We start from the raw sequence: 13,104 nt of genomic DNA, 5'->3' as shown, positions 1-13,104 counted from the left end.
TGTTCCACCTGGTAACCTGACATGGATCGCTTTCTTTCTTGTTTTCGGCTGTTTGCTGGCTGGTGCCTTCCGGCTTCAGTGAATGTTAAGGGGATGCCGTGTCTGCGGTTACTGAGGAGGAAGGTGACTGCATGGTTTCTTCGGGGATTACCTGTTTCCAGTTGGAGAATCGGCTGGGGATGACAACAATAGAACGTAAACGCTAATTTAACCAGCGTAATAGCCAACCCCGCCGGATCGGCTTATTCTTGAGATGCCTTCACTGCCCAGGGTAGAAGCTGCTCCAGTTTCTCAACCGTTTCGGCACTGTAACTGGCATAGCCGTCAGTTTGCAGGTAACCGCTGAACCCTTCGAACAGGTGCCGGGGAACCTCCTTGCCCAGGGATGGATCGTAATGGAACAGCACCGCCGGTTGCCTTGGTGGGCCACCCAGGGTCACCCACATGTACTTATCCGAGTGGATGGCCCTGCTGAGTTCCTTGAGTACCTGGATCCGGGTTTCATCAGCATTTATGATGTGCCCAGCTCGCTGATGGTCTGCCATCAGGTTGATCAGGGACTGCAGTTGCAGGGACAACCGGATCAGCCAGTTGGCCATGGTCGTCCGGGTAATGGAGTCGCCATAGCGTGCCAGTATTTTTTCCTGCCGGAACAATGGCAGGGCATCGCAATATTTGGCAATGATGATCCAGGCCAGCATGCTAACGGTCACTGCGGATTTGGGAATGATATCCAGCTCCTCCCGGACTTTGGTGAAGAAGGTCTCAATGGCACCCTGCTTCTCTTCCGGGGGCAGCTCAATACGTTCCTGAAAAGCTGGGGTCAGAAAAGCTGGGGGCAGGTCTTTCATTGTGCAAATATATTGTTTGTTTATCACCATAAACGACACGTGTTATGCAAAATGATGACCCTGATTTTTGTCTTTCCCCGATCCCTACCATCGTACCGGCGGACAGACGGCCTTCCCGGGCAGCGCTTCTTTGCCTTGGGCCTCCGCGCCTCCGCAGACTGCAAACTGCGCCCACCCACCCTGGCGTCTCTGACCCTTTCTTAACGCGAGGAAAAAAAAGACAAAAACGATTGAACACCTATAATTCCACTTTCCGTATCGTATCGAGTGGCCAATTGATGGATGCTATCCGGAGTCGTTTTTCTACCTGCCGGTTAACCGCTCAACACGCCCCCTTATCGGGGCCGAGTGCTGCGCCTTCCTTTGCCAGTGCTGTCGATGACGACAGATCAAATCCAAACGGTGAGGCCCCGATACTGGCGGCCTGTCGCGGCAATAATCTTCCCTGGGTTCAAGAGTTGCTGGCGAACGATCCGGCTCTGGTGAACAGGTCATTCCCGTCGAAAGTTGCTAATACTACCCGGCATGTGTATCCACTCTTCATCGCTGCCCGGAACGGGCATCTCGGCGTCGCGAAATGTCTGATCGAGGCTATCAGCGAGGCCGTGGGAACCCTGCCCGAGGCGGACAAGTCCATGGCCGCCAGGAGGTTCCTGTCGGCCGCTTGCCAGGACGGAGCAACCGCCCTCTACATCGCTGCCCAGAACGGGCATCTCGACGTCGCAAAATGCCTGATCAAGGCGCTCAACGAGGCCGTGGGAAACCTGCCAGAGGCGGACAAGTCCACGGCGGTCAGGGTGTTCCTGTCGAGTGCTTGCGAAAACGGAGCGACCGCCTTCTTAATCGCTGCCCAGAACGGGTATCTTGACGTCGTAAAATACCTGAGCGAGGCGCTTAACGAGGCCGTGGTAACCCTGCCGGAGGCGGACAAGTCCACGGCCGTCAGGAGGTTCCTGTCGGCCGCTTGCAAAGGCGGAACGACTGCCCTCTACATCGCTGCCCAGAACGGGCATCTCGGCGTGGTGAAATACCTGGTCGAAGCGCTCAACGAGGCCTTGAAAACCCTGCCGGAGGTGGACAAATCCACGGCCGTCAGAGCGTTCCTGTCGAGCGCTTGCAAAGGCGGAACGGCCGCCCTCTACATCGCTGCCCAGTGCGGGCATCTCGGCGTCGTTAAATGCCTGGTCGAGTCGTTCAACGACGCCGTGGAAACCTTGCCGGAGGCGGACAAGTCCACGGCCGTCAGGAGGTTCCTGTCGGCCGCTTGCAAAGGCGGAACGACTGCCCTCTTCATCGCTGCCCAGACCGGGCATCTCGGCGTGGTGAAATACCTGGTCGAAGCGCTCAACGAGGCCGTGAAAACCCTGCCGGAGGCGGACAAGTCCAGGGCGGTCAGGGCGTTCCTGTCGACCGCTTGCCAGGACGGAGCGACTGCCCTCTACATCGCAGCCCAGAACGGGCATCTCGGCGTCGTGAAATACCTGGTCGGGGCGCTCAACGAGGCCGTGGAAAGCCTGCCGGAGGCGGACAAGTCCACGGCGGTCAGGGCGTTCCTGTCGGCCGCTTGCAAGGATGGAGCGACCGCCCTCTTCGTCGCTGCCCAGAACGGGCACGGCGCGGTTCTGAATTTTTTGCTTGAACAGGGCGCTGACCCGGAACAGAAATGGGCTCTTTGCTTTCTCGGGAAATACCGGGTATTTAAATGGTGCTTCGCCAAGTCGCCTTTGAAGGCTGCAGGCAAGAGCGGCCATCTAGTGACGGAACGCCGCCTGGAATGCCTCCTTCAAGAAAAAAGGAGAGCCGTCAAACTGCCAAGAACAATAGCGGTGAATGAGACTGTCGCCTTAATGCCGGGCATTGAGGAAACCAGGCTGTGACTCTCTACCCGCGGTTTTAATCAAGAGAGTCTTGTTTACCTGCCGAATTTTGCTTCAGGATTTTATCTGTGGGAGCCGTCACCCATTGCGGTTCAAAAAATCCGGAACCGATTCACCCGCCACTCATACCCATCAATCAAGAAACCGGGGTCATATATGGTCCGCCCCGCTTTGCAAGGATAAGTTTTCCATCATGACTAAAGAGTAATGCTTCCATTCTCTTAATAAAGAGACCGGCCTTTGGGGTGAGGTCTCAATGCCTCTGGCCCTGATGGAATCCGCTCACTCCCACCTCATCAAGTCTTCGGTCTCTACAGGCCCTGACCCCGGTCAGGTTCAAGGGAGTGCAGGTCTTACCTTTTATGCCATCATTTGAACTTTATCCGCGCAACTCGTTGCAGGCTTCTTACACTGATTAAACGCTTTTGCTTTTCTTGTCTAACGACAAATGTTTAATAGTTTAATGACTATGTTCATGCAGCTGCCTTGTACGGCTCTTTCTTGGTTAACACAGCCCAGGCAATGCGAGCGTTTTTATTGGCAACAGCTACTGCTGATATATTCTTGCCCCTGCGCTGATCAAGCTCTTTAATCCAATTATTACGTCGATCGTCGTGTTTGTCGGCTACCCTGACGATGTTTCTGCCACCGTGTATCAACAGGGTTCGCAGGTAAGTATCGCCCCGTTTACTGATCCCCAGCAACGTGGGCACGCCACCGGTCGATTGTTGCTTTGGCACCAAGCCCAGCCAGGCAGCCATTTCCCTGCCATTTTTAAATGCTGATATATCACCAATCGCAGCAAACAGTGCCGTAGCACTTAGCAACCCAATACCGGGTATGGTTAGCAATAGTTTGCAAGCTTCATTATTGGCTGCAATGGTTTCGAGCTTTTGTTCAAGCTTTTCTACTCGCTCGTCCCGGTGTTTCATCTCTTCGTACAGTTCACTGAGCAGTTCACGGAACAACACTGTTAAACCGTTTTCAGCATCTTCCAGAACCTCTATTTTGGCTCATTTGAAGCCGTTTTGGGAGCGGGGCGGACCATTCCATTAAGTCTTGATTCTTGATCTGCTCGCAAAGCTCAAGCAGCAAAACCGAACACCCAACCAAAAAGCACGCTACCGCCAATCAAATCAAGCACTTCTACCTATTTTTGGTAGCGAGCCACGCATTTATCGAAACAGCGCATAGCAAACCCGAGATATCCGCGTCATCCAATAGTGGAGTTATCCACCTGTTTAATCCCCAGGTGAGCAGTGAATATTTTGAGGAAGTTCAGAGAAAAGAGATCACCGCACTTTTGTCAGATAGCCCTAGCCTTCAAAGCAAGCTGGTGGAGTGCATCTCGAAGGCATATAAAGATGCAATCTGGTATGCGCACATTGAGACAGGTTTACCTGAAGAGGATTTCCCCCCGGATTGTCTCTAGAGTTTTGACCAGTTTATGGATGTCGGCTTCTGGCCAGAGCGATTTCGAAGCTAAACTTTGCCTTTTTACCTCTGATAAAAAAGCTGCCCCACCCTCTGAATATGCTCAACCAGCGCCGGGTTATCAATATCTGCCAGAATGGTTTTCAGTGTCGGGCTGCCTTCTTCACTGGATACCACTGGGAAGGTGAGTATCCAAAACCGGAGACGTCAATGATGCCTTGCCAATGCATCATGATGCACTATTATCATATTCATGATGTATCAAACTAAAAAAGAAAAAGGGGTTAAACCATGCGAACAACACTGGACCTGGAACCGGGCTTGCTTGCCCAGCTCAAGGAGCAAGCAGCCAGAGAACGCACAACCGTGAGCCAGTTGGCAAACCAGCTCATTCGCATGGCTATTTCCGCACAGCAAAATGAACCCGACCAAGTGCCTTTCCAATGGCATGTGGCAAAAAATGGCAAACCTGCCGATGGTTTCGATCCATCGGATCGCAGCTACCTTGATGACCTGGCTTAATGCCCCATGAGTTGAGCGGAATAAGCCATGAAGCTGATTGATACCAACATTCTTGTCTACGCCAGCATTCCCTTTTTTGATGAGCATGAGCTGGCCAGGGCACTTCTGGAGCAGGTTGCCTCACAGAAAACCCGCCACTGCATTACCTGGATCAATATATTTGAATATCTGAGGGTGGTCACCCATCCAAAATTAATCAAGCCGAAACCGTTGGGTATTGAGCAAGCACTCGCCAATATAAGGAACCTTCTCGACCAACCAGCGGTATTCCGGATTGATCCCGGCTCTGACCATCTGCTGTATTTTGCAGAAATTATCCAACAAGTGGCACCTGTCAGAGGCAACTTTGTTCACGACTGTCGTATTGCAGCAGTTATGAAAGAGCACAGCGTCAGTGAGATTCTTACCAGGGATACCGATTTCAGGAAAATCCCTGGTTTTTCTGTGACTAACCCTTTTGATTGATGAGACACTTTCAACCCTGTATTAAAGTTTCAACACCACCGCCGCGTTCATGGCCACCTGGTAAACCACTTCCGTAATATCACTGGTGTACTGCATGGTTTTGTCGTCTACCTTTGGCATCACCAGAATCTCATCGCCGGGCTTGACATCGTACTTCGCCAGCTTGCCACCGGTGAGCCAGCCATCGTTGTATTCGATGCGGGTAATGGTGCCACCGGTATGCAATACCAGTACTCGAGACTGATCCGCCTTTTGGGAATAACCGTCGGCACTGTTGACATAATCCGCTATGGTTTTGCCTTCGCTGAATACCATGGCATTGGGGAACACAACCTCGCCATGCACCTGAACCAGCAAAACTTGGGGTCTTTCATCTTGCATATCTTAGGAGTTGTCTGGAAATAACTTCCCTATTCTCATTGCCTGACTCCGTTCGGACTGAGTGCTGAGCTTGTCGAAGTATCGAAGTTCGATGGCACGACCCTTCGATACTTCGACAAGCTCAGCACTCAGGGTGAACGGAAATCGGGAACTTATTAAAAGACAATTCCTTAGACGGTAGATAACCAGTGACGTGCAAAAAGAAAGACCTAATGGAATGATCCGCCCCGCTCCCAAAACGGCTTCAAATGAGCCAAGATAGAATGAGTTGTTCGGACATCATTCAGAATAAGAAACGGAGCGAGCCATTCATGGGCAAGATTAACAAATCAGGAGCAAACCAGAAAGATCGGTTGTTTTTCTCGGAATCGATCTGAGCAAAAAGAGTTTCCAGTTACATGGAGTTAATGCCAAAGGTCATGTGGCTCTCAAAAAGAAACTTAACCGCAAGGAACTCTTGCCCTTTATGGCTAACCTGCCTCAATGCGTTATCGGCATTGAAGCTTGCAAACTTTTGCTAACCATACCCGGCATTGGGTTACTCAGTGCTACAGCACTGTTTGCTGCGATTGGTGATATATCAGCATTTAAAAATGGCAGAGAAATGGCTGCCTGGCTGGCTTGGTGCCAAAGCAGCAATCGACCGGTGGCGTGCCCACGTTGCTGGGGATCAGTAAACGGGGCGATACCTACCTGCGAATCCTGTTGATACACGATGGAAAACTTTTCCTTGCAAAGCGGGGCGGACCATACATGACCCTGATTTGATCTACCGGCCGTTGAACTCCATCATCATCCCGCCATTGTCAATATCAGCACGTTAGACCAACCTTTACAGGAAAAAATATAAAGCGGGAACTTTTACTTAACTGGATGAACTAACAGGATACTTGCTGAGCCAGTTTTCCGTAATTTGTCGTACAGCTGTCCTCCGGGGCTGCTTCTGATTATCAGGGTTTGTACGAAAGCTATTAATACATCTGATCAACCACATGGTACTTCGCCGGTCTTTGTGATCAAAACAGACAATTAGCATTAAGAGCAGCAGTATGGATAAACTCAACACCGCATTAAGTCCACAGCTTCTTGATTTAACGATTTCATCACAATCAGACAAGCTGAGCCCGGGTACCTCGTACTGCAGCACTCAGACAACCAAAAAACAGATTCCTGTTATTTCCACAGACCATGTATCAGGCTATGTCACAAGAAGGGTTCCAGAAAAAACCATTGCTGACCGAGTGCATCTTCACCAACTGACCAAGACTGATTACAAACAGACATTTAAAAAAAACCGTCTTTTTGAACAACTCATTCCGTCGTTAATGTCAACAACAGGGATGTCGCAAACGTCTGTCCTGACGCATTTGTTACCAGCCCTTGAGTTCACCCCCTATTTAAGAAAAATGAACCCGGAGGAGATGATCAAAGTCTCAGATCACCCATCACATCTTCAGACCGGATTCTTACTGGAACTGATAACCCGGATAAAACAGGGGTATAAACTACAGGAGCTGTATCACCTGGCAGGTGAGCAGCCCGCCTCAGCGCATATAAAAATCAATGGGCAGCAGACCATAAGTATTGGCCTGCATCACTTTACCCGGGAGGATCTCGGTGATGAGACATTCCGCGAGCTGCGTGATCGTCTAGCCCCTCCGGGAAAAACGGCAGGTAAAGACCCGGGTGTTATTCTGGATCATGTGCAAAAAAGAAAAGCAGTAGCCATGGCTCACTGGCAGAGGATACTGTTGATGGTTCTGAAAATTCAGGACTCAGCCATCAGGCAGCACATTGCCCATGCTCTCAACACAGAGCCCGGTTTGTCACCTGCCACCGAGGCAGAGTGCACGGCACTGGCCGCCCTGATTCCAACGTTGAAATTAACCGTCCATCCCGGCTTTACCCTGCTGAAGCCGCTTTTTTTCTGGCTATCACAACACCATCTGAAAGGCAGCAAACTCAGCAGTCAGCAGCTGACCTGGCTGCAAAGTATGGTTACCAACAAGCTTTACACAAAATTACCAGACCTGAGAAGGACCGGGCTGCAGAAACTCTGTATCTATAAAGAACGTCTGCTCAGTAGTGGCCATGAAACGGACAACCCTGGTATGCAGTGGCTAAAAAAGGGAATGGATAAGGCCATTAATGATGCCACCCCACAACAACTGTCTGAAGTCGTTGAGCTCTTTAACACACTGCTCTGTGACCTCACCCCGTCAGTCAGTGCAGAAAACCGCCTGGGCATTATCTACACATTGCTTAAATTCAGAGACCAGTCCCTGCTGAAAAAACTACTGGCAACAGGGAGCATTGGTAAGGATATTCTCTTGAAAATGTACAAAACCCAACTGATCCTGACCTACTCCATCAATGAAAATGTTACTGAAGCCATAAAGAAATCCAAAGAACAATCGGTTAACTGCCTGATTAAAACTCTCCAGCTGAGAATGGCGCAGTGCATAATAATGATGGCGTCAACGGATGGGCTATCAGTGCCCTTGGAGGCCGTGAATAAGGCCCGAACCCTTATTGACCATCATAATGAGGGATTGCAGGCCGTACTGCCTGCCAATGAACTTGAGCAGCAAGATTCAGATGATTACTACGACTACGATAGCGATTATAAAAGGTCACACCGCGTACCCGCCCATAATTCTGATTCAGATGCCAGCTGCGACGATAACAGCTGCGACGATAACAGCTGCGACGATGATATCGACCCGGAAGAGCTGCATGCCGGATTGCGCCCCCATGAACCTGCCCGGCATGATTCAGATGATAGCTACGACGAGGATAGCGACCTGGAAAGGTCGCAAGCCGTAATACCCAGCCATAATCCTTACCGGCAAGATTCAGATGATAGATACGACGACGATAGCGACCAGAAAAGGTCGCAAGCCGTAATACCCGGTCATAATCCTTACCAGCAAGATTCAGATGACAGCTACGGCGAGGATAGCGACCCGGAAAGGTCACAAGCTGTAATATCCGGTCATAATCCTTACCTGCAAGATTCAGATGACAGCTACGGAGAGGTGAGCGACCTGGAAAGGTCGCAAGCCGAAATAGCCGGTCATAATCCTTACCAGCAAGATTCAGATGATAGCTACGGTGGCGATAGCGACTTTGGAGAGTTGCGAGCCGCACTGCGCGCCCATAAACCTGCCCGACAAGATTCAGATGACAGCTACGACGATGATAGCTACGACGATGATAGCGACGTGGAAGGGTTTCAAGCCATGCAGCGCACCCATGGACGTTACCAGCGCAGTTTATATCACAGCGACGACGGTGAACGCTGGGTAAGATTCTCCAAAATGGAGTGCCGGGAGGACCGTTATTACGACATAGCACCTTATGGCAACAACACCATTTCAGCAGAGAACTATCTTAGCGTCCCCGACTATCTGCTGACCAGCCACCGAGCTGTCACACTTGATCCACAACATCTGCTTCTGCCCAGGGACAAACACTTTCGTATTCCTTCAGCAAAACTTGAAGACAATTCACGTACCCGGAGGATTGAACGAATGGGACGCGACGAACAAAAACTACGGGAGGATTTTCTGCTATCGACCCGATCAACTGATCTGACAAAACCGGTTGACTGGCTAAAAATGGAGGTACCCATCACCTTCCTGTTTACCGGGAGCGCTCAGGATAAACGTCAAATCACCTATGTCTACCAGGTTTTCAACACCGAAATTCTGCCAGTTATTCAGCAGGTGGCCAGAGAAAACGACAGCACTGTTTTGGCAAACAGTGGCAATGTACAAGCGTCACTGAAAAGGCAGCTCACTATCAGCCCCGCCACCGAGTCTGTCCCCCGAAAAGCGCGAAAAACAGAAGCTTCTTCTGCAAGCATCACCGAACTCCCCCCTGCCGAGCGGGAGACTATGGACGTTATCAGGGAACTGTTGGCAGTGGCAGAGACAACCGGAGAGCCAGGCCTTAACCTCAGGGGAATCATCACCCGTTTTCAGGGCCAGGCATCAAGCCAGACATTATGCTCTCTGTTACAGCAAATAGAAGCCCTGCTCCCCGGGCTACCTGACACTAACATGTGCAAACAGCTGCTGGAGCTAACGGCCTTTCAGTTATTTGCTGATTTACACCCAACAGACAACCTATTCAGGCGTTTAATCAAAACGCTGTATATCATTCAATCCAGAAGTCGTTCTCTCCGGTTTGCCAATGACTATTACGGTCGCCACGCTAACAGTGAATCCAATAAACTAAAGCTGCAAATGGGTGAGCTTTTCAGAAACGAGTGGTGCCAACCTGATGGTTTACTGGGGAACAGGATCCGGCAGTCTGTGAAAGCCGCTTTCCGGCAAAGTGACCGCAGTTGCAGCTATCAGCAAATAATGGATTCAATCCTGGAATCCATCCGCCCATCGAAGCAGCCCTCTGATGACTACCCATTCATAATCGACCAGATGATCAGGAAAGTAGAAAACAGAATGGACCAACGGTGGGAGTTAAACAGTCTGAAGCAGCAGCAGCAGATATTAACGGCTCATCACCAGCCTGCCTACCAGGAAAACCTTAACCGTGAAATCAAAAACCTGATTAAAATAGCTTCCGAACTTTGTCAGCAGTTTCTTCCTGAAGAGTACGTCAGTAGAACAACACCGATAGCCTGCGATGCTTCCCGTATTGACTCTGACATGGCAATGTCTGACCAGATCAATCCCACTGAGGATAGAGCCCAGCTATCCCGACATTACCTGTATGACCAACTCAAGACACTTATCCCACTGATTGGCACCTGGCTCAATCAAATCAATGACGATGGTCTGATTACCGAGAAAGAGGCTGCTAAAGCCGGAATAGATCGGCTGGAGCAGTTTGCCAACAGCACGATCAGTGCCAATCGCCCCATTCAAAATGAGGACGAAACCTTAAAACAGATTATTGCGTTGTCTGATCAGTTCCACCGTATACAACAGGAGCACAGCCAGTGGCAATCAACCCATGAGACAGCGTCCATCCATAACCAGTGGGTTGAAACCAGAAATACGCTGAAAAAACTCTCAAAAATACACCGACTCACTCCCCCACAAGAGTTGCAGGAACTGATAAACGCAATCATTTCCGGGCCTGAAAACCCTGAAATCTCCCCGGAGGACCTGAAACTGCTGAACACTGTTTCTGCATTAAGAACCTATTACGAAACAGGGCCAGTCAGCAAGGCTCTGTTTCATCCAGATATCCGTGCGTTCAATCAACAGCCTGAGCAACTGGCCCAACGTATTGCCGAGGTGGGCCAGCGATGGAGTTACAGAGCCCTGGATCAACATAATAGATATCGATCATTACAGTACACACTGGACTATCTGCAACACGAAGACCCCATGTACAGCGCACCTGATATTGAGCAACAAAAAGCGCTGCATCGGACCCGTGAAAGGCATGACCACAGCATGTTCCGCTTGCGGAGCGAGCAGGAAAAGTGTGAGTTACACCCGTTGCATGAGATTGATTACCTGCATGACCAACCTCTGCTATCAACATTGGAGTCGATGGCACAGGCACATACCGCAAAACCTTCCGGTATTGATACGGAGCCGCTGAGCAAACAACAACAACAGCAATTACAGGAAGTCATTGAGTCTGCTCCTTTGGAGCCTGCATTATCTGCCGGAAAAAGCCTGTTCGACTTGATCGGTATGGGAGCAAACAGCGAACCGCTGAAAACTACTGCGAGCAACCGCTCCCGCAAATTTATTAGCAGACACAGCAACTTCGGCTATGACCTGTTTGAGACTATAAATCTACTCAGGGAAAAGAATACCGAAAAGATTGACAATCAACGACAACAGATTGAGAGAGAAAACAAAATCCTGGTCGCGGTGGAAAAGGCGCATAATAAAATTGCCGGGAAGTTGCAAGAATGTAAGGAAGCACTGTTTAACCTGTTAGAAAACCGAATGCATTGCGAGATAATGATTGAAGACCGAACGTATTCTTATGCTGATGCACTTATTGCCTATGATAAGAGAAATGATTATGGCGGCTTGATCGATGCAAGCAGTGCCCAGCGGCAGGCAACTTCAACGCTGTATTCAAAGGGATTGCAACACAGCAGAAACCGTGCAATGTATCACGAAGATATGCAATGGCTGGAGCTTGCAAGGAAGTGTCAGTCTCACCATATCGACCCGGAAACTCTTCCGAAAATCCTTCCGGATATCCTCCGTTTAATGAAGCTGGAAAGTCTGGTACCCATTGATGATATAGAAAACAAAATGGCGGACTTACAACAACAAATTCAGGCAACAGAAAACATCGTTGCGGAAAATACAGCGCGGGTCAGGGCAGCGGTTGCACAACTGGAAGCCAGCCTGAAGCCAGAGCTTGAGGCTCAGAAAAAAAACACAAGAGCCGCCGAGCTGGCACTGTTCAGCAAAGCCTTTGAGCATGGACATCACTTGTCAGAAGACCGCACTATACAGCGGGTGTTGTGTCAATATCTCCGTGAAAACAAAGATACTGCAAGCGTTATTGAAGAAATTGTTGGGGACTGTAAAGCTCAGGAAAAGCACGTCCCCTGCGAATACACGGATATCATTGAGCCTCCCTGGCCAGCTACCGATGAGCGCAGCTGCCATTGGCGGTCAACGGACAACCTGCCCTTCCAGATTATTAATGTCTCGGGGGCATTCCCCTTACTGGAGTCACTGCATAAAGAGGGCAGAATCTTTCCATCGGAATTGCTGGGGCAGGATGATGAGGGTAAGCCATCCAGCGCGCTGATTTTCGCTGCAGCAAAAGGGCACGACAGGGCTTGCGAAACACTGATCAAATGTCTTGAAGAAACCCGGTACCTCCGCCTGTACTACCTTAATCAGTTGCTGACAGCCAACCCTTCCGGTGATAACAGAAACCTTCTGCACCTGATAGCGCAACTGGCAAAGCCAGCCCTGCTTAAATCCCTGTTGCAACTGCTCAATAATGTCAGTAATAAACAGGATCTCGATACCGATTATCCTTCTGATTGCCTGCAAAACCGGATCGCCCTGGATAGGGAACACTTGTTAAAAACACTCTTGACCAAGGCCGATTATGAAGGGCTCCACCCCACCGACCTGTTGTTGTTCAATGTTGCTAAAAGAATCCGGGAATGGCCAGAAGATAATGTTCAGGCACTCGCCAGCTATAGCAATGATTTTCTGATCAATGAGGCCAAAAGCCTATGGATAACCGTGTCGGAGTCTCTCAGTGTTGAGCAGTCCGGCAAATCCATTGAATGTTTTATGAAAGGTATTGATAACCTCGAAGGACTATCTCCGGTAAAACGACAAGCCGCTGAAACCATGCTGAGAAAACTGATGCGCATATTCAGAGTGCACGGTCCTGCCGGGGTGCATGAACAACTGATGGCTCAGATTACCCGGGCAGACCATGCTATCAAGATATCTGACCAGCATGAACATTCAGTTCCAGGAGGCTGTCCGAGAATAGCGCCCGTAGCGAGGATGGCAGAAAATTGAGGATAAAAATTTCTGCTTCTGAGGAGAATAGCGGGGCTATTTGACGAAAAAGCAGGAATTTTTAGACCAATTTAT

Annotated in this window: 8 protein-coding genes and 1 pseudogene; 6 read left to right on the top strand and 3 right to left on the bottom strand. The window is 49.9% G+C overall.

Annotated features, from left to right (window positions below; translation table 11 throughout):
- Positions 1-242: 242 nt before the first annotated feature.
- Positions 243-851 (bottom strand): IS66 family transposase, encoded by a 609-nt coding sequence (locus J7438_RS12635; RefSeq protein ID WP_209200993.1) that lies wholly within the window; start codon positions 849-851, stop codon positions 243-245.
- Between the two features lie 458 nt (positions 852-1,309).
- Between J7438_RS12635 and J7438_RS12630 the strand changes: the two genes are divergently transcribed.
- A complete protein-coding gene (locus J7438_RS12630) occupies positions 1,310-2,728 on the top strand; it encodes an ankyrin repeat domain-containing protein (RefSeq protein ID WP_209276813.1) in 1,419 nt (472 codons plus the stop codon).
- 473 nt (positions 2,729-3,201) lie between these two features.
- Here the strand turns inward: J7438_RS12630 and J7438_RS12625 are convergent, their stop codons facing one another.
- Positions 3,202-3,726: an IS110 family RNA-guided transposase gene (locus tag J7438_RS12625; protein WP_286196560.1), complete on the bottom strand. Its 525-nt coding sequence runs from the start codon at positions 3,724-3,726 to the stop codon at positions 3,202-3,204.
- Positions 3,727-3,980: 254 nt separating this feature from the next.
- Between J7438_RS12625 and J7438_RS28285 the strand changes: the two genes are divergently transcribed.
- The 3 genes from J7438_RS28285 to J7438_RS12610 all read left to right on the top strand — a co-directional run bounded on the left by J7438_RS28285 (position 3,981) and on the right by J7438_RS12610 (position 5,149).
- A complete protein-coding gene (locus J7438_RS28285) occupies positions 3,981-4,160 on the top strand; it encodes a DUF29 family protein (protein ID WP_353620134.1) in 180 nt (59 codons plus the stop codon).
- Between the two features lie 293 nt (positions 4,161-4,453).
- Positions 4,454-4,684, top strand: a complete 231-nt coding sequence (locus J7438_RS12615) for a hypothetical protein (RefSeq protein ID WP_101749147.1) — start codon at positions 4,454-4,456, stop codon at positions 4,682-4,684.
- Between the two features lie 27 nt (positions 4,685-4,711).
- Entirely contained in the window at positions 4,712-5,149 is a 438-nt protein-coding gene (locus J7438_RS12610; RefSeq protein WP_209200989.1) for a type II toxin-antitoxin system VapC family toxin, read from the top strand.
- 21 nt (positions 5,150-5,170) lie between these two features.
- On the opposite strand, the gene J7438_RS12605 is transcribed toward J7438_RS12610, so the two are convergent.
- Positions 5,171-5,530 carry a hypothetical protein gene (locus J7438_RS12605; RefSeq protein WP_209276810.1) on the bottom strand — a complete coding sequence of 120 codons (360 nt, stop codon included), beginning with the start codon at positions 5,528-5,530 and terminating at the stop codon, positions 5,171-5,173.
- A gap of 514 nt (positions 5,531-6,044) precedes the next feature.
- On the opposite strand from J7438_RS12605, the pseudogene J7438_RS12600 reads away from it, so the two are divergent.
- Both J7438_RS12600 and J7438_RS12595 read left to right on the top strand, forming a co-directional pair.
- Positions 6,045-6,265 (top strand): annotated as a pseudogene (locus tag J7438_RS12600) (transposase); the annotation flags it as partial.
- 314 nt (positions 6,266-6,579) lie between these two features.
- Positions 6,580-13,029 (top strand): hypothetical protein, encoded by a 6,450-nt coding sequence (locus tag J7438_RS12595; RefSeq protein WP_209276809.1) that lies wholly within the window; start codon positions 6,580-6,582, stop codon positions 13,027-13,029.
- The last annotated feature ends 75 nt before the right edge of the window (positions 13,030-13,104 follow it).

The organism is Thalassotalea sp. G20_0, assembly GCF_017744175.1.
GTDB lineage: Bacteria > Pseudomonadota > Gammaproteobacteria > Pseudomonadales > Endozoicomonadaceae > Endozoicomonas.
This window is presented reverse-complemented; position numbering and strand designations above follow the sequence as displayed.

Coding starts and splice junctions, on each gene's coding strand:
- J7438_RS12615 (WP_101749147.1), top strand. CDS start 4,454: ATGCGAACAACACTGGACCTGGAACCGGGCTTGCTTGCCCAGCTCAAG.
- J7438_RS12610 (WP_209200989.1), top strand. CDS start 4,712: ATGAAGCTGATTGATACCAACATTCTTGTCTACGCCAGCATTCCCTTT.
- J7438_RS12635 (WP_209200993.1), bottom strand. CDS start 851: ATGAAAGACCTGCCCCCAGCTTTTCTGACCCCAGCTTTTCAGGAACGT.
- J7438_RS12605 (WP_209276810.1), bottom strand. CDS start 5,530: ATGCAAGATGAAAGACCCCAAGTTTTGCTGGTTCAGGTGCATGGCGAG.
- J7438_RS12595 (WP_209276809.1), top strand. CDS start 6,580: ATGGATAAACTCAACACCGCATTAAGTCCACAGCTTCTTGATTTAACG.